Origin of the sequence: Cupriavidus necator, from assembly GCF_016127575.1 — a bacterium.
Taxonomy (GTDB): domain Bacteria; phylum Pseudomonadota; class Gammaproteobacteria; order Burkholderiales; family Burkholderiaceae; genus Cupriavidus; species Cupriavidus necator_D.
In genome coordinates this window covers 386,834-403,176 of sequence record NZ_CP066020.1, presented here as the reverse complement: position 1 = coordinate 403,176, position 16,343 = coordinate 386,834, and the positions used below count along the sequence as shown (strand labels likewise).

17 protein-coding genes are annotated in these 16,343 nt (G+C 63.7%); 16 read left to right on the top strand and 1 reads right to left on the bottom strand.

Features of this window, described 5'->3' with window-relative positions:
• The first annotated feature begins 6 nt into the window (after nt 1-6).
• The 16 genes from I6H87_RS33960 (at nt 7) to I6H87_RS33885 (ending at nt 15,011) form a co-directional block, all read left to right on the top strand.
• Nucleotides 7-915 carry a TrbG/VirB9 family P-type conjugative transfer protein gene (locus I6H87_RS33960; protein ID WP_041688748.1) on the top strand — a complete coding sequence of 303 codons (909 nt, stop codon included), beginning with the start codon at nt 7-9 and terminating at the stop codon, nt 913-915.
• Complete coding sequence (locus tag I6H87_RS33955) at nt 915-2,156, top strand: TrbI/VirB10 family protein (RefSeq protein WP_041688746.1); 1,242 nt, start codon at nt 915-917, stop codon at nt 2,154-2,156. Before I6H87_RS33960 ends, I6H87_RS33955 begins: the two co-directional genes overlap by 1 nt.
• Complete coding sequence (locus I6H87_RS33950; RefSeq protein WP_011154267.1) at nt 2,149-2,946, top strand: lysozyme family protein; 798 nt, start codon at nt 2,149-2,151, stop codon at nt 2,944-2,946. Before I6H87_RS33955 ends, I6H87_RS33950 begins: the two co-directional genes overlap by 8 nt.
• On the top strand, nt 2,943-4,211 hold the full coding sequence (locus I6H87_RS33945) for a TrbG/VirB9 family P-type conjugative transfer protein (RefSeq protein WP_041688744.1): 1,269 nt from the start codon (nt 2,943-2,945) through the stop codon (nt 4,209-4,211). The genes I6H87_RS33950 and I6H87_RS33945 overlap by 4 nt, the downstream gene beginning before the upstream one ends.
• 32 nt (nt 4,212-4,243) lie before the next feature.
• Nucleotides 4,244-4,642 (top strand): lytic transglycosylase domain-containing protein, encoded by a 399-nt coding sequence (locus I6H87_RS33940; RefSeq protein ID WP_413227105.1) that lies wholly within the window; start codon nt 4,244-4,246, stop codon nt 4,640-4,642.
• A 28-nt stretch (nt 4,643-4,670) separates the two neighbouring features.
• Nucleotides 4,671-5,174, top strand: coding sequence for a toxin co-regulated pilus biosynthesis Q family protein (locus I6H87_RS33935; RefSeq protein WP_011154264.1), 504 nt, complete (start codon nt 4,671-4,673; stop codon nt 5,172-5,174).
• Between the two features lie 2 nt (nt 5,175-5,176).
• A complete protein-coding gene (locus tag I6H87_RS33930; RefSeq protein WP_413227109.1) occupies nt 5,177-6,844 on the top strand; it encodes a type II secretion system protein GspD in 1,668 nt (555 codons plus the stop codon).
• Nucleotides 6,845-6,859: 15 nt separating this feature from the next.
• Nucleotides 6,860-7,525, top strand: a complete 666-nt coding sequence (gene pilP / locus I6H87_RS33925; protein ID WP_231881528.1) for a type IV pilus biogenesis protein PilP — start codon at nt 6,860-6,862, stop codon at nt 7,523-7,525.
• Nucleotides 7,526-7,528: 3 nt separating this feature from the next.
• Nucleotides 7,529-8,776: a type 4b pilus protein PilO2 gene (pilO2, locus tag I6H87_RS33920; RefSeq protein WP_011154261.1), complete on the top strand. Its 1,248-nt coding sequence runs from the start codon at nt 7,529-7,531 to the stop codon at nt 8,774-8,776.
• On the top strand, nt 8,773-10,575 hold the full coding sequence (locus I6H87_RS33915; protein WP_011154260.1) for a GspE/PulE family protein: 1,803 nt from the start codon (nt 8,773-8,775) through the stop codon (nt 10,573-10,575). The genes pilO2 and I6H87_RS33915 overlap by 4 nt, the downstream gene beginning before the upstream one ends.
• On the top strand, nt 10,572-11,612 hold the full coding sequence (locus I6H87_RS33910) for a type II secretion system F family protein (protein ID WP_011154259.1): 1,041 nt from the start codon (nt 10,572-10,574) through the stop codon (nt 11,610-11,612). Before I6H87_RS33915 ends, I6H87_RS33910 begins: the two co-directional genes overlap by 4 nt.
• 36 nt (nt 11,613-11,648) lie before the next feature.
• Nucleotides 11,649-12,149 (top strand): prepilin type IV pili, encoded by a 501-nt coding sequence (locus I6H87_RS33905; protein ID WP_011154258.1) that lies wholly within the window; start codon nt 11,649-11,651, stop codon nt 12,147-12,149.
• Nucleotides 12,150-12,240: 91 nt separating this feature from the next.
• Nucleotides 12,241-12,741, top strand: coding sequence for a prepilin type IV pili (locus I6H87_RS33900; RefSeq protein ID WP_011154257.1), 501 nt, complete (start codon nt 12,241-12,243; stop codon nt 12,739-12,741).
• Nucleotides 12,742-12,777: 36 nt separating this feature from the next.
• Complete coding sequence (locus I6H87_RS33895; protein WP_011154256.1) at nt 12,778-13,257, top strand: hypothetical protein; 480 nt, start codon at nt 12,778-12,780, stop codon at nt 13,255-13,257.
• A gap of 7 nt (nt 13,258-13,264) precedes the next feature.
• Nucleotides 13,265-14,512, top strand: coding sequence for a shufflon system plasmid conjugative transfer pilus tip adhesin PilV (gene pilV / locus I6H87_RS33890; RefSeq protein WP_011154255.1), 1,248 nt, complete (start codon nt 13,265-13,267; stop codon nt 14,510-14,512).
• Nucleotides 14,513-14,522: 10 nt separating this feature from the next.
• Nucleotides 14,523-15,011: a hypothetical protein gene (locus I6H87_RS33885; RefSeq protein ID WP_136227940.1), complete on the top strand. Its 489-nt coding sequence runs from the start codon at nt 14,523-14,525 to the stop codon at nt 15,009-15,011.
• Between the two features lie 103 nt (nt 15,012-15,114).
• Here I6H87_RS33885 and I6H87_RS33880 read toward each other — a convergent pair whose 3' ends face one another.
• Nucleotides 15,115-16,137, bottom strand: coding sequence for a CAP domain-containing protein (locus tag I6H87_RS33880; RefSeq protein WP_082236127.1), 1,023 nt, complete (start codon nt 16,135-16,137; stop codon nt 15,115-15,117).
• Nucleotides 16,138-16,343: the final 206 nt, after the last annotated feature.

Here is a 16,343-nt window from a genome sequence, read left to right as displayed (position 1 = left end):
ATGCCCATGGAAGCGCGCACCCCCTCCCGACTTCTCCCGCTGGCCATCGCCCTTGGCCTGGCACTGTTGCTCTCCATCCCCGATGGCAACGCGGCGGAAAAGAATGGGCGACGCCTCGGCGCAGGCGTCGCCGGCCTTGGCATCGGCGATCTGAGCGATGCCATGAACCCGGGCAACCCGTTCAACGGCGGTGTCGATCCGATCGCGTTGCCGGGTGATTCACGCCTCGTCGTATTCACGTACAGCCGCGACCAGATCTTCCGCGTGCTGAGCGCGCCTCTGAAAGTCACAACGATCGAGTTCCCGGACGATGAGCAGATCGTTGGCGACCCGGCATGGGGCGAGAACGTGCGCTGGGATTACGACACGGATGGCGCCAACCATCTCTATGTGAAGCCGCAGGCGGCGGGTCTCGTCAATACCTTGTCGGTGAACACGAATAAGCGTAGCTACGAGTTCACGCTGGTGTCCTCGCCGCTGGGCGGCATCTTTTACCAGAAAGTGCGCTTCCGCATTCCGACCTCCATCTCGGCCAAGGTCAAGGCGCGCAACGATGCGCGCGACGAGCAAGGGGAGGATGCCAGGTCAGCCGGGGCCGAAGCGCGCAACCCTGACGCCGTCGGGGTGTCGCCGGACCAGCTGAACTTCGAGTATTCCATTTCCGGCACCGCCAGCTTCAAGCCGGAGACCGCGTTCGACGATGGCAAGGCGCTCTGGCTACGACTGCCTGCCGCCGCGTTGCAGAGCTGGCCGGTCGCGCTGGTGAAGGACGGCAGCGACTTTGTCGTGGTCAACCAGATCCGCCGCGGCGGCTATCTGGTGGTGCAGCGCCTCGCCGATACCATCGTCCTGCGCTCCGGTGACGATGAGATCAAGATCGAGCGGGGCCGTCGTCGCGTTCTGGGATTGTTCTGATGCGCGCCTCGAAAATGGATCCGAATGCAGCTTCCGTGAGCGATGTGCAAGTACGAACCGTGAAAGGGAAGCTGCCCCGCAACGTGATGTTCGCTCTCGGCGGCATCACGGCGGTGCTGGTGGGCGTCCTGGGCTACTACTTCCAGACCATCACGGACGAGCAGCTTGAAGCGAAGGCCGAACAGGCGCGTGCCGATCAGATCAAGCAGCGCGCGGGCAATGCTGACACTGGGCAAAGCCTTGAGGCGGCGATTCGCGCTCAGGCGGACAAGGCCCGCGAGGAAGCCGACAAGCAGCGCAAGGAAGCCATTGTGCCGGACACCAAGAAGCCGGTATTAACTGCTGCCGATCTGAACGGCGGTGGAAAAGCTGCGCCCACGGTAGATGCCAAGAAGAACGAGGAGGATGATCTATTCACGGCGCCGGTGTTCAAGTCCGGCGCGCGCAAGTCTCAACTGAATCAAGGGCGTGTGCCTGCCGGGATTGCGGATGTCTCGGACCCTGCGCAAATGCGTGCGATCCAGCAAGCGGTGGCCGCTCGCCAGGGCGCGGCGAATGCGGCCGCGCTTGCACAGGACAACGCGACGCCACAGCAAGTCTCCGGTGACCGGCAGTTCCTGCGCGACGCCGGCAGCATGAGCACCTTGCGAACCGGCTTCGATGGCAAGTTGCCAAAATGCACGGTCAGCCGAGGCTTCGTCATCCCCGCAACGTTCGCCGGTGGCCTGAACTCGGACAAGCCCGGCGAGTTCCGCGCCACCGTATCCCAGGACATCTACGACACCGTGCAGGGTACCTGCAAGGTGATCCCTGCCGGCAGCACGCTGGTCGGTATGTATAGCGCGGACATTGCTGTCGGGCAGGAGCGCCTTCTCACGGCGTTCGTGCGCATGCAACTGCCCAACGGCAAAACCGTGCCGCTCCTGGGGATGCAGGGTGCCGATCCAGATGGGACCGCCGGTAATAGCGGCGACGTCAATAACCACTTCTTGAGGATCTTCAGCGGTGCGCTGGTGATCGGTGCGCTGTCGCTTCGTTTCAACGATAACCCGACGACGACCACCGTCGGGCCGGCCGGTCTGGTCGCTTATGGAAACGCCGCGGGTCAAATTGCCACGCAGACGGCACAGACCATCCTGAACCGCAACCAGAATATCCGGCCGACCATCACGACCGATCCCGGGCAAAGGATGATGGTCCAGGTCAAGCATGACATCGTGCTGGAGGCCTATCGTGACTAAACGGTTCGCAGCATTCGTTGTCTGCGCCGTCGCATCGCTTGCCGCGCAAGCTGCAACGATGGACGCGGTCATTAGCCCGAACGCCATTGTGGTGAAGGTGGACGGCCAGGCGCGGGTGCACACCCTCGAAGGCAAACCGGTCCTGTATTGCGGACTCGAACCATTCCTCGGGTGGTCGGCGCGTCTGCTCGGTGCGCAGATCGATCCCGGTGCGGAGGCAGGCCCAGTCGTCACGCTTGCCGGCAAGACCGTACCGATCGCCGCGTTGTTTGTGCGTGAGGGTTGGTTGCGCCCACCCGTGCTGAATGATGCCGCACAGGAAGCGCTGGCCGAGCGACGCGGCGGTTGGGCGTGTGCACCCAAGACGGAGCCGTTCGCGCAGATGGGAAGCCGGGTGGACCCCAGGATCACGGCGGGCATTGCCATGAACGAGTCGTCCTACCGCGGCCGCCCCTGGCCGTGGACGCTCAATGTGGCCGGTCGCGGCATGTTCTTCTCGACGCGCGAGGAAGCGTATGCGGCCATTAACCGGCTGCTCGCCAATCAGCGCTGCGATTTCGATGTCGGGCTGATGCAGGTGAACTGGTGCTACCACGGCAAACGGTTCGCTTCGCCATGGGAGGCGCTTGCGCCGGCCACGAACATTCGCGTGGCGGAAGACATTCTGACCGAGAACCTGCAACGCAGCGGCTCCGCCATGAAGGCGGTGGCGTGGTACCACAGCGCGAACCCGGAGCGCGGTGGGCCGTACTTCTCCCGATTCATGAAACACGTCGCGCAATTCCGATGATCAGGCCGCTAATCCTCTCCGCACTTGCACTGGTGGCGACGCACGCCATGGCGGCCGACACCGACCCGCTGGACTTCGACTATCAGGTCGTCGCGCGCGCCGCCGATCGCCCTGCCATGGTGTTTAACGATGGGCTGTCGACCTACATCCAGCCGCGACATGGCCAGGCCGTGCAGGCCGATGGCGCCATCCAGAGTGGCCCATACTGGGTGATCGACGGCGTCCCGGACGTCGTCCGCTATTCGGTCAGCGGCCAGCCGGTGGTCGCACGCTGGAAGCGTGCGAACGGCTTTACCTCGGAGCCAGTAAGTCCGGTGGGCGAGATGGCCCGTAGCCCCGCCGCAATCTCTGGGCGCCTCGCACTGATCGGCAGCTATGCCAGCCAGCCCCTGGTGCGCGCTGGCCGTTCGAACCTGCCGCTCGCGCAGCTGGTGAAGTCGATTGCGCCGGCAGGCTGGAGCGGCACCGCGCAGAAGGATATCCCCTTGACCGAAGAGGTGACCCTCGAAACGCGCGACGGCGAGAACTGGCTGCAGGCACTCGCCCGCGTGCTCGAGCAGCGCAATCTCTATGCGGAAGTGGACTTCAGCCGCCGCAATATCGCGCTGCGCGCCGGGCCGCCGAAGAGCTTCGCCGTGGTCGAGGGCGGCGTCGCGGCCGCAACCCCTGACGGGAAGCTTCAAGCCGCTGCGCCGACAGCTGACACGCTGCCTGCTGGCCATGTAGATGCGGTAACGCCGGTAGCCGGGACACCGCTGCCTGACGGCCCGACACTGGCATCGGCCTTCGGTGCCTTGGCGATTCGCGACACGAAGCAGGGCCGCATTGAAATCCGATTCGAGCAGGAGCCCAAGGATCTAGTCTTGCGGGACGCATCCGACAGCAAGATCTGGACGCGGTGGGACGAGGCCCAGCGCGTACTGTCCTTCGCCACGGTCGATCGCTTCACGGCGACGGCGGATGGCAAGTCTGTCGACGTGACGCGCACCCCGGAGATCGACTATGAGTTCCCGAACCAGAACGGCGCCGGTCTGGAAATGGTCTTCGAAAAGGACGGTGCGACCTATCTCAGCTTTGCCAAGTCGTTGGTGAGCGTGTCGGTGTTCGGCGATGAACACCAGCGCAACGGCGAACTCAAGGACCGCTACTACAGGTTCAACGGCATCGCCGCACGCCTGACCGTGATCGCGGATGGGAGTGTGGTCTACGTTGACCGTGTGCCGCAGGTCCGGTTCAAAGAGCAGCCTGGAAAGGTGGCGCTGTGAGGATAGGCGCGATCGCGGTCGTCTGCACGGTCTTGCTGACCGGCGTCGCCCATGCCGACTGCCTGGACGATGCCGCGGTGTTTCACGGCGTCAGCCCATCTCTGCTGCGGAGTATCGCGATGCAGGAGTCCACCATGCGGCCGTGGGTGACGAGTCGAAACGCGAACGGGTCGGAGGATATCGGGCTCATGCAGATCAATTCGATCCACCTGCCGCGGCTGAGCCGGTACGGCATCACGCGCGCCCACCTGTTTGATGGATGCATCAACGCCTACGTCGGCGCGTGGATTCTGCGCGAGAACATCCAGCGCTTCGGGCCGACGTGGAAAGCGGTCGGGGCCTACAACGCCTCCTCACCCGACAAGCAGTTGCGCTACGCCAACCAGATTCATGCGCGGTGGCAGGCGCTGCAGCGCGCCGCCTTGCGGTAGTTCCTTCACCTCAATCGAACGCATAGCTATGTGCCAATCCAACCGAACCACCCGCATTGCTGTCGCCGCAGCATCGTTGCTGAGCGGCCTGATCCTTGTGCCAGCGGTGCACGCCTCGCAACTCTCGAACGACGGCTGGCAACACCTGCAGCCGCTTCGTGCCCCCAAGGCTGCCGTCAACCCGACCATGCTGGCCGCGAATACGCCCTCCGTGGTCGCCGCGGCACCTAACAAGGCGAGCACGCCGGCAGGGCCGGGTGCCGCGCCAACGGTCGGTGCGGCGTTCCGGCTTGTCAAAGGGGAGGCGCTGCAACAGCAGCTACAGAACTGGGCGAATCGGGCCGGTTGGACCGTCGCATGGAATGTCCCGGACGGCTGGATTGTGCCCGGCGACAAGGACTACGGCAGTGACTTCGAAAGCGCCGTCAAGCGCGTGGTCGAAGAGCTGGCCAACAACGGTGCGGACGTGGTGGGCGATAGCTGGCGCGGCAATCGCACGGTGATTATCAGCCAAAACGGGATGGTTCAGTGATGATGCAAATGATGAGGAATACGGCGCGCTACACGGCGGCTATCGTTGCGGCTGCAACACTGCTGTCCGGCTGCGGTGTGATGGAGACGCGCAACTTGCAGGACACCATCGGCAGCGACGCGCACGCGGCTTACGCCGATGCACCACGCAGCCGCCCGGTGTTCCGGGTGCATGAAGGCGCCTGGCTGATGGGAGAGAAGATCCGAGCCAGCAAGCCGCAGCCGGACATCTACAACAAGCATGTGGTGTTCAGGGGCACGCTGGGCTCGTTGACCGAAGCCGCGAGCTGGATCGCACAGAGTATCGGCGTGCGTGCGACTGTAGACGCATCCGCCGTCGCAACCTCTGTGTCTGGCACCGCGCCGACCCAGCCGGCCGGCGCTGCGCGGCCGACTGGTCCTATCCCGATGGGTGGCACGCCCCGCGTGGACCTGGCCACCTCGCTGGCCGGCACGTCTGCGTCGGGCCAGGGTGCTGGCATGGCGCTGTCTGTGCCCTTGACCCTTAGGTACGAAGGCAGCTTCAAGGGCTTCCTGGATGCCGTCGAGGCGCACTTTGGGGTCTGGTCTCGTTACAACGACGGCACGGTCTCGTTTTTCAGGACGGAAACCCGGACCTTCATGCTGCCGAGCCTCGCGGATTCGTCCTCCATGAATGGCTCGATCACGACGTCGGACAGCAGTTCCGGCGGCACGGCCGGCGCCGGAGGCAATGGCGGGTCTGGTGGAAGCGGGGCGGGAAGAAGCGGTCAGTCCATGACGATGTCGACCGAGATGAAGCCCTGGGAGACGCTGCAGGCGACCGCTAAGGCAGTCGCTGGCGCGAGCGCCGACGTCGTGGTGGACAAGAATCTCGGCACCCTGACGGTCACCGGCGACCCCGTGCAGTGCGACCGCATTGAGCAGTTCGTCAAGAGCCTCGTGGCGATGTATGGCAAGCAGGTCGCCATCGACGTACAGGTCTACGAGGTGCGCGTCACGCGCGAGGACAATTTTGGCCTGAACCTGTCGCTTGCCTATCAAAGCTCTAGCGGTAAGCCCGACGTCTCGTTCAGTTCCGTCAGCACGCCCACGATTTCAGGGAGCGCCACCGCCATGAATCTTGGCGCGACGATCATGAGTGGTCCTTTCGCCGGCAGCAAGGCCGTGGTGCAAGCGCTTTCGACGCTCGGCAATGTGTCACAGGTGGTATCGCGCTCGGGCGTGACGCAGAACGGCAAGGTGCTGGCTCTGCAGACCGCCACGCTGCAGGACTATGTCGCGCAGTCGCAAACAACGCTGGCTGCCAACGTGGGTTCCACCAGTTCCATACAGACCGGAACGGTGACCTACGGCTTCACCAGCAACTTCCTGCCGAAGGTTGTCGATGGCCGCATCCTGATGAATTTCGACATGACGCTGTCGGACCTGCTGCCACTGCAGCGATTCAACTCGGGCGGCGATGCGAACCAGACCAGCGTGCAGCTGCGCACCATGCCGACCAACCGGTTCACGCAGTCGATCACCCTGAAGCCCGGCGAATCGCTGGTACTCACCGGCCTGCGCAACCAGAAGGCCTCCACGACCAACAACGGCGTGGGTGAGCCGTGGATGGCTGCGCTCGGCGGCGGGGTTGGTGCCCTCAAGGGAGACACGGTCATCGCCATCATGATCTCGGCCCGCTTGCTGTAACAGAGAGACCATTCCATGCAGAATCGCTCATTCAATCTTCGTTGGACCCCGGCCGCGCTGGCCATTGCCGCTACCATCGGCCTCTCGGTGACCGTCCCTGCCCATGGGGCGTCGACGATGTCGAACCCTGTTGCAGCGGCGATCGCATCGGCGGGGGGCGGCTCAGTGACGTCGCAAGCGGGGACCGGCTCGGCGGCGCAGCCGGTGGCTGGTAGCCCAGCGGCGGCCAATGGGACACCCACAGCGGCTGCCGCGGAGACGGCACAACCGTCGCGCACCACTGACGCGCCCGAACTCGCTGCGTTGCAGTCCCAACTGGCCTTGTGGAAGGCACGCGCCGAGATCGCCAAGTTCAAGGCGGAAGTGAAGCGTGCCGAGGATTCCATGGTGGCAGCTCCTGCTGGGGCGCCGCCGGGAGCGGGCGTGCCGTCGGTTTCGCTGGGCGGCCCAATGCCGACGGGCGGCGTCGCAGAGCGAGCACCGCGGCTCGCGCCGGAAGCGCCCCGGCTGGTGTCGTTGCGCGCATTCGATGGTCACTACAACGCCGTAGTGGATGTCAGCGGCCGCACGGTGCCGGTCCAGGCTGGCGACTCGCTGGACGGTGGCTGGAAGGTCGTGAGCATCGACGACGGCGGGGTAAAGCTTGCCAACGGCAAGCGCGTGCGCACGCTGAGGCCGTGAGCGATGGCGGAGATCCTGTCATTCCCCGGACTGAAAGGTGGCTTTGCCATCGGGCTGACCTGGCATCACGAGGAAAAGCAGCCGAGCAAAAGCGTCCTGCGCGCGAGGGCGCTGGAACTTGGCCGCAATGTGCGCTGGGGCGTCGTGCATGAAAGCGCGGAAGGCGCCATCCAGACCGGTTTCTGCGAAGCGATCGCCGGCGCGAAGCCGGCCGGGCTGAAGCCGCTCGCGGCGATCGTGGCGGGCCAGCACCGCCAGCCTTGGAGGGGGCTCTTTCATCTGCAGGGCAGCCTCTACTGGTACATCGCCGTCCGTCAGGGGCACGCCGTCATCGCCGGTGGCGACCGGGTTGGCACGCTCGAGGAACTGGCACCGGTCCGCGAGCGGCATCGTGCCCTGGGCGAATGGACGGAGGTTGAGGGAACGGTTCGGGATCTCGCGAACATGGCGCGGGCGTCGAAGGGCGTGTCAGCTATGCGAGACGTCCTGACCGGCCCTTGGAAGTCGACTTCCTATACCGTCGCTGCGGCGGCTGGCGTGGCGGCCCTTTTCGTGGGCGGGTGGTACTGGTACGACCAGCAGCAGGAAGCTGAGCGCGAGGCGCAATTGATGCGCCAGCGCGCGATCGCTGCAGCGCAGCGTGCCAATGAGGCTGCTCGGCAACGGGCGGTACCTTGGGTTGATGAAGCTACGCCGACCGCCTTCCTGCAGGCGTGCCGCCGCGCGTGGGACCGCCAGGCCCTCGCGGACGCGGGCTGGACGCTCTCCAGCTGGCGCTGCAAGCCGGCCACGTCGACGGCCCTGACGATCGAAATTACCTGGAAGCGGGAGGGCGGTTTGGCAGCCAACGCGCCGGGCGCGCTTTCCGCCGACGGAAATCAAGCGACGGCGACCGGAAATGCGCCGGCGGCTTTCCTGCCTTCGTCGCGCGCGGTGAATCGGCCTGCCGAAGCGCAGCGTTCGATGTGGACGTATGCACAGGGTACCGGCGTGGGCTTGCAGCTGACCTCGCCGCCGCCTCTGCTTCCGGCCGATGGCAACACGCCGGTTGATCCGTGGCTCGCAATGACGGCGGACTTTGGCTTCGGTGCACCGCCGTGGTTGGGCTTGGGCGAGGGGTTGGACGCGGTGGCGGGTCTGCGACTGACGGAAGTCAGCTACGACGGGGCCGCCCAGGCATGGAAAGGAACCGGAAGGCTATATGCAATGCGGGATGGCGCAGTGCCGCCTGCTGGGAGTCAACAACAATGATCGCGACGATCTCTCGTCTGTGGCGCAGTCCACGCAGTAAGTCGGCACGAGGCACCGCATTTGCAACCCGGGCCGAGCCGTCGGTGAAGTCCGATGCGCTCGCGTTGCCGAAGCCTCCGGAGGTGCTTGAGCCTCATATCCTCTATCCCCGCAACCTGCCGGCCACCTTCGACCGTGTTGCCTGCAACCTCGACCATCTGACGGCTGACCAAGCGGCGGCGCTTCGTCAACGCGTCGCGGAAAGCGGGCTGCACGTGGAGGATGTCGCCAGGGAGCTGGGCCTGACCGATGACAACGTGCAGCAAGTGCTGGCGGTGCACGGCTGCGACATCTACGTGGATGCCAGGCATTTCGGCACGCCGCGGCTTCTGACCTGGGAAGCCAAGGTGCGGCGCAGCGGTGCGGCTCCGCAAGTGCGCAAGGTGTCCGCGCAGGAGCTTGCCGTGCTGCGTCAGCAGCGCGGCGCCGGCCAGCAGCAGGACACCGACCTGCAGACCCTGACCCTCGCGCGCCGGCTGATCGCGGATTGCGCCATTCTGGTTGCCTCGGACATTCACATCCTGGTGCGCGAGGACCATACCGAGATCCAGGTACGAATCAAGGGCGATCTACGGACAGTTTCCGCCCAGTCAATGCGCCGCGAGGAGGGCGAACGCCTGATCCGTGCCATATACACCGGTCTCGCCACGGTGAAGGCGGCCACCTACAACCCACTGGACGTGCAGGACGCCCAGATCGCGGGCGACGCGCTGCCGGGCACGGGGCTGTCGAGTGTTCGGATCGTGCGCGGACCGGCCTACCCGGTGGAGAGCGGCGGCGGCTTCCTTGTTGCGCGGCTGCAATACCGGGAGCACCACGAAGGCGCACTGAAGGCGGATGCCATCGATGCGGCTAAGCGGCTGGACCTTCGCACGCCGAAGGTGCCGGGCGGCGAATTCAAGCTCGGCCAGATGGGCTACACGCCGCTGCAGGTGGAACTCATCTCGCAGCTGCTGCGCCGCCCCATGGGCGTGATCGTCGTGACCGGCCCGACCGGGAGCGGCAAGACCACGACTCTCTTTGAGTGCACGCGGCACCAGGCGCGCCTCTTCCCTCAAAAGCGGCTCATCACGATCGAGAACCCGACCGAGTATCCGATGGATTGGGCGATCCAGCTCACGACGGAAAGCGAACGGTTCCCGGAGATGCTGCGCATGACGCTGCGGATGGACCCGGATGCGGTGCTTCTGGGCGAAATCCGTGGCGTCGAGGAGGCGATCGCGACGCTGCAGGCGGCGGCGACCGGGCACCAGGTACTCACGACGCTGCACGTGACCGACCCGTTCGAGACATTCTCCCGACTGGTGATGCTGGACCACGTTCGTCTGGCTATGGACGTGATCGCCAATCACACCCAGATCATCGGCCTGATTGCACAGCGGATTGTGCCGCTGCTCTGCCCGAAATGCTCGGTCACCCTCGACAAGGCGTCTGAGCCGCTGCCGGACTACATGCTCAATGCGATGCGCTCGTGGGGGGATCTGTCTGAGGTGCGCGTTCGCGGGAGCGGATGCGATCACTGCCACGGCCAAGCCATCATTGGTCAACAGGCGGTTGCCGAGGTGGTCGTCACCAGCGAGCAACTGATGCAGGACTTCATCGACGACGGTGTCTTGGCCGCGCGGCGCAATCATCGGCGCCGGGAGGGATCGGACAAGCCCATGATTGCGCACGCGATGGATCTCGTGCTGGCCGGTCGTCTGTGCCCGGTCGACGCTGAGGGAAGCGTTGACGCGATTCCGATGCGGGAGCACCTATGAGCGGATTGTCTTGGGCCATGCGCCGGCGCCTGTATCAACAGGCATCGAGCCAATTGGAGAACGGGCTGACCCTCGCGCAAGTCATTGAGGACTTCCGGGAGCGGCAGGACAGGCGAGGCCGCAAGCGCGCAGCCGAGGCCGCGCACGAGGTCGGGCGCCAGGTGCGCGACGGCAAGGCGCTGATGGCGGCGATGGGCACGAGTCTCAGCGATCTGGAACGCAGCGTGCTGGACGCCGGCGAGAAGGCAGGGCAACTGCCGGACGCCATGCGGCTGGTGCTGGATGTGCGCGAGCTGACGACGCGGCTGCGCCGGAAGCTGCAGGCGAGCTTCTTTGCGCCAACGGTGTATCTGGCCACGCTGTATGTCGTCCTGCTGCTGATCGGTGGCTACATCGTGCCGCAGTTTCTCGACATCCTGCCGATCGGGAAGTGGACCGACTGGGCCTATGCCATGTACTGGATGGGCCAGTTGGCGGTGGGATGGCCTGCACCGGTGATCTTCGGGAGTCTCGGCGCCTATGCCGTCTGGAGCTGGTGGGCGCTGCCGCGCTGGACCGGCCCGGGCCGGCGATTCTGCGACCAGCACGTGTTCCCGTTCACGGCGTACCGCGAAATCACCGGCTTCACCTGGGCGATGTCGTTTGTGGCGCTGTTGCGGGCCAAGGTGCCGGACATTGCCGCGCTGGAGGGACAGATCGGCTCGGCATCGCCATGGCTGGCCTCTCGTCTGAGACCGATTCGCCTCGGACTGGCCGATGGCCTGGACCTGGCGGAATCCATGCGGCAGACCGGGAACGGGTTTCCGTCGCTGGACCTGATCGACGAGGTCGGCGCGTATGCGGGCTTTGATGACTTCACCGAAAAGATCACGGTCGCAGTGCGTCAGAACGCCGAAGTCATCGAACGCCAGTTGCTCGCCAAAGGGATGGTGATGTCGGCGATCTTCACCGGCCTGATGTTCCTTGCTTTCGTGGTGCTGCAGCTAGGCTCCAACTCACTCTCATCGATCCTCACGTCCTCGACGGGCCAGTTCTAACAATCGCCGTTATTCATACACATTTAGGAGCTTCACATGGATGGCATTCTCGGGCGCATTGTCGCCATCGTCTTGGGCCTTCTCGCACTGGCTGGAATTGCCTATGCGGGCTACAACGGGTTCCAGAACCACAAGGCCAGTGTGGTGGCGACCAACATCGCGCAGCTGATCACAAACGCTCGCGCCGGGTTCTCGCAGGGCAACAACGGCTATACCAACTTTACTACGGCAAACGTCGCATCGATGATCACGAGCGGCATGTTCCCGTCCGACATGGTGCGCGGTACCACGCTGATCGACTCCTGGGGAAATGCGGTCACGCTCGCGTCGGCCAATAGCGGATCGCAGGGGGTGATCACCTTCGGCGGCGGCAATGCGCAGACGGCAAAACAGTGTGTCAGCACCGCCCTTGGCCTCAAGGACTACGTGACGCTGGCGATCGGATCGACGACCTTCAATCAGACCAACCTGCCCGACCAGGCCACCGCAGGTGCGGCATGCAGCGCCACCTCGACGTTCACACTCACGTTTCAGTAACCAGGCATCGGAAACTACGCTCCACCAGCGGTATCGCGTCCACGATGGTGAAGCGTCGCAAATCAGGGCGTGCATTGTTTGGGGAAATGACATGGATGGGATTCTCGGGCGGATCGTTGCCATCGTGCTGGGCCTGCTCGCGCTCGCTGGTATCGCCTATGCAGGCTATAACGGCTTCCAGAACCACAAGGCAAGCGTGGTGGCCACCAACATCTCGCAGCTGATCACGAACGCCCGCGCGGGCTTCTCTCAGGGGAGCAACGGGTACACCAACTTCACCACTGCCAACATTCCGGCAATGATCACCGGCGGGATGTTCCCGTCCGACATGGTGCGCGGCACCACGCTCTTGGATCCATGGGGCAACGCGGTGACGTTGTCTGCCGCAAGTGCCGGCTCACAAGGCGTGATCCGATTCGGCGGAGGCAATGCCCAAACTGCGAAGCAGTGTGTCAGCACGGCCATGGGCCTAAAGGACTACGTCTCGCTGGCCGTGGGAACCACCACGTTCACTCAGGCGAACCTGCCGGATCAGGCGACCGCTGGCGCCGTGTGCAGCGCGACTGCCACCTTCACCCTCACTTTCCAGTGATCTCCGGCGCTATCGCCACTATCTGAGGAGGAGACTATGGGCTATCTCATCTTGCCGATCGCGGCGGTCCTGTTCAGCCTTGGCATCGTGGCGCAGAGCTGGCAACTATCACAAGCAGCGCCGGGAGCCGGCGTGCCCGGACGCATGGACTCCGTCGCAACGGTCACCGCGCAGCAGGCCCAGGCCTATGGGGCGGCGTGCGTGTCGACCGCCGACGCAACGCCTGGCCTCGTTGGTGCCAGCCTGATCCCGGCGCTGCCCTCCGGGATGGCGGCGCCGACTGGTGCGGGCTGCATGGCCGTAGCCAACCCGGGTGGCGGGCGCGACGTGTACGGCTACGTCCGCGTTAAGTCAGGCGCCGGCGCCGCGCTGCTTGGGAGCACGCAAGGCAGTCTCGCGTGGTTCCGGGTCCGTAGCCAGGGTACGGCCATCAATATTTCCACCGGCATCGCATACAGCGTGCCTTCGACCATTCCCGTTGGGGCGCTGGTTCATTGGGTCCAGCTGAACACCTGAGAATTGCATGGAAGCCATACTCGGATATCTCATCGCACTGATGCTCTCGATGCTGAGCTTTGCCGGCTTTGTGACGTGGGCGAAGGCGGGTGTCACGAACGTGCAGACCGCGGCTGCGGCGAGCCAGATGCTTGTGTTCGACAAGGCAGCCCTGCAGTTCGTGCAGGACGAGGCGGCGACACTGGTCGCGCAGGCGACGCCAAGCGTGCCCGTCAACATTACGCCGGCGATGCTGATCAATGGCGGCTATCTCCCTGCCGGATTCTCGGCGACCAACGTGTTTGGCCAGACGTGGCTCCTCCAGGTTCTGCAACCGACGCCGAACAACCTGCAGGCGCTTGTCACTTCCCAAGGTGGGCGTGCGATCACGGACACCCGCCAGCTCGTGCAGATCGCTGCGCAGGCCGGCGCGCAGGGTGGCTTCGTGCCCTACGCGGGGCAGAACGGCGATCCGACGATGGTGGCTAATAGGGCGTATGGAGCGTATGGGGCGTGGCAAGTTCCGCTGGCGAACTACACGAACCCCGGAAGCGGCAGGCTTGCGTCGTTGCTCGCATTTACCGGCGTGCAGGCCAACAACGGCTATTTGTATCGGGCGCAGGTTCCGGGTCATCCGGAACTAAATCGGATGCAGACGTCGATTGACATGGCTGGGAACGACGTGAACAACGCAGGTCGGGTGACGGCGACAACGGCTTTGACCAGCCAAGGCGACACTTATCTCACTAGTACAGGCGCCCCCGGGACTGCGTGCGCGGTTGATACCTCTACCCGCAGGAGTACCTCAGGCACCGGCCATGTGATCTGTTCAGGGGGCATATGGCAGGCGGTTGGGACGGCTGTAGCAAACATCTTCGAAGGCCTAGGTTGCGGAAACAATGGTCAGATCGCAACGAGCGCGACCAATGTTGGCTACGTGTGCAAAGGCAACCGGTATATCACGCTCAACAACGCGTTAGGGAATATGAACGTCACTCGAAAGTTTGAAAACGTGACGGACGGCATGACGTTTCCTAAGGATAACTGCCCGGGTGGTACTGCATGGGCGATGTACACGCCGAAGCAGGAAATGGTGAATATCACCGGCAACGTGATACCTCCCATTCAAGGCACCTTCTTCTCTATGAACGACAACGGGACCTTCTGGTACGCACAAGCGAGCGCTATCTCTCCTGCGGCCTGGTATAGCGGCAACGATACGGGCGCGCTTGGAGGGCAACTAGTGGGCACGGTCACAACGGGCTGTACGTTTTAAGGAATCAAATATGAAGCGCATTTTTGTAGCGTGCACCTTGATGGCTAGCTTTTCCGCAGCCGAGGCACAGCTCTATTCGTTTCCGGCGCCGGCGATGACCGTGGCTGACTGTCGAGCTGGCCAGGTCTGGATGCGGCGGAGCAATGGCTTGCCATACTGCGATACACCGATTCCTCCCGCGCCGCCGCCACCGCCTTGCTGTGCCCCGCCACCGCCGCCGGCCTGCCAGTATTCGCCGGGTGCCTATAGCATTGCTATTGGCGATATGGGTCAATGCACGGCCGATGGCGGCTGCGAGGGCAAGGGTTATCAAATTCTCTGGGGTGGAAGCGTTGTAGCCTCTCAAATGTGGAGCGGCTACATGGAGTGGCCGGAGCTGAATTCTCTGGCGTCGGCCGGCATTGACGCCAGCGGATATCGCGTGGGAACTAACAAAGCGAGCTACCTAAGCAACGGCAACAACATGGGACTCGGTGTGTACGAAGTTTGTAGGAAGTAATGGCAGCCCGAAAATACCGGACTCCAGTACGCAGATCCGCCAAGCAAGGAAAAACAAAAGGGCCCGCAAAATCTGCGGGCCCTTGCCTGTTACGGGGATCGCTTCAGAACGCGGTGAAGCTCCAAGATTTGTTGATTGCAATGCCATTGCGGGCGCCGCTAAATGTTGCTGTGTACGTGCCGGCAGAAAGCGGCTGGGTGGGAAGCATGAACACCACACCGGCAAACAGGCGGGCATCCTCGACGGCGTTCGAAACAGATCCGGACTTCGCTTTGGAGGGAACCAAAACGCGCACCGGGACCACAGCGCCACCAGGACCAGCCAGCGAAAAGTTCGACACAGTCAGAACATCGGTGGATTCCGGAGCGGGGACGCGGAACATGATTGGATGTCCGGCAGCAGTCAAATCCGGAGCCGGGTTAGGGGACTCACCAGCAGGGGTAAAGGAACCAACAACTCGTTCGCCGTCAACAGGCGAGTAGGCCATGCCTCCCGCGGGAAGTTGCTGGCCACCCCACGACGGAAGGCCGTAGCCGCTGCCGTTCGCGCCGGTAGACAGTCCAAAATTGATTACGCAATAGCCATCTCGGTTAGCAACACCGATCGTTTCTTGGTTGCTGGTGATACCTTGCAGGTGGTAGACCGAGTTCTTGAAGCTATCGACGCAGAATGCAGACATGGACGCTGACTGGCTGACCCACTGATTCTTCGATGCTCCTGCTGCCACCGCCTGCTCATACGGGTTCACGCCCGTGAAGCCTGGCTTGCCAACGGTTTCCTCATGTGCAAGCAATGCGTTCGCCTTCATGTAGGCGAGATGATTATCAGCGGCCGCGTCCAGGAAAGCGTCCTGCCGCAATGCGCCGACGCCCATCGCAAGGCGATAGTTGTTGAGGTCGGTATAGCTAGCGAGGCGGAAGTCTCCAGCAGGGTAAGTAGGAGTGCCGACGCTAGTGGCGGGCGGCACCGACGTCGGCACTTGCGGAGTCGTCGGGGTGGTCGGTGTAGTGGGAGGAGTGGTGGGGTTTTTGGAGCCACCATCGTCACCGCCGCCGCCACCGCACGCTGCAAGAGCGAGCGTCATGGCCGTGGCCAGCACCGAAAGAGTGAGTTTGGAGTTTTGCATGTTTGTTTTTCTTCCTCTGACTTTTGCCGGCCGGGGATCGACCGTTACTTTTAGCTTACCCATCGCTGTGCGAAGTCAAGTGCCCGCAATCCCCGGCCGGACGTGAGAATACACGAAGGCGACCAACACCAAGACGGCGAATAGGAGCCGAATTTGACCCCCGGAAAGTGGGGTGTCCCTACCTATCGGCTCGATTTTCGGAGTGA

Coding starts and splice junctions, on each gene's coding strand:
- I6H87_RS33960 (WP_041688748.1), top strand. CDS start 7: ATGGAAGCGCGCACCCCCTCCCGACTTCTCCCGCTGGCCATCGCCCTT.
- I6H87_RS33955 (WP_041688746.1), top strand. CDS start 915: ATGCGCGCCTCGAAAATGGATCCGAATGCAGCTTCCGTGAGCGATGTG.
- I6H87_RS33945 (WP_041688744.1), top strand. CDS start 2,943: ATGATCAGGCCGCTAATCCTCTCCGCACTTGCACTGGTGGCGACGCAC.
- I6H87_RS33935 (WP_011154264.1), top strand. CDS start 4,671: ATGTGCCAATCCAACCGAACCACCCGCATTGCTGTCGCCGCAGCATCG.
- I6H87_RS33930 (WP_413227109.1), top strand. CDS start 5,177: ATGCAAATGATGAGGAATACGGCGCGCTACACGGCGGCTATCGTTGCG.
- pilP (WP_231881528.1), top strand. CDS start 6,860: ATGCAGAATCGCTCATTCAATCTTCGTTGGACCCCGGCCGCGCTGGCC.
- pilO2 (WP_011154261.1), top strand. CDS start 7,529: ATGGCGGAGATCCTGTCATTCCCCGGACTGAAAGGTGGCTTTGCCATC.
- I6H87_RS33915 (WP_011154260.1), top strand. CDS start 8,773: ATGATCGCGACGATCTCTCGTCTGTGGCGCAGTCCACGCAGTAAGTCG.
- I6H87_RS33910 (WP_011154259.1), top strand. CDS start 10,572: ATGAGCGGATTGTCTTGGGCCATGCGCCGGCGCCTGTATCAACAGGCA.
- I6H87_RS33905 (WP_011154258.1), top strand. CDS start 11,649: ATGGATGGCATTCTCGGGCGCATTGTCGCCATCGTCTTGGGCCTTCTC.
- I6H87_RS33900 (WP_011154257.1), top strand. CDS start 12,241: ATGGATGGGATTCTCGGGCGGATCGTTGCCATCGTGCTGGGCCTGCTC.
- I6H87_RS33895 (WP_011154256.1), top strand. CDS start 12,778: ATGGGCTATCTCATCTTGCCGATCGCGGCGGTCCTGTTCAGCCTTGGC.
- pilV (WP_011154255.1), top strand. CDS start 13,265: ATGGAAGCCATACTCGGATATCTCATCGCACTGATGCTCTCGATGCTG.
- I6H87_RS33885 (WP_136227940.1), top strand. CDS start 14,523: ATGAAGCGCATTTTTGTAGCGTGCACCTTGATGGCTAGCTTTTCCGCA.
- I6H87_RS33880 (WP_082236127.1), bottom strand. CDS start 16,137: ATGCAAAACTCCAAACTCACTCTTTCGGTGCTGGCCACGGCCATGACG.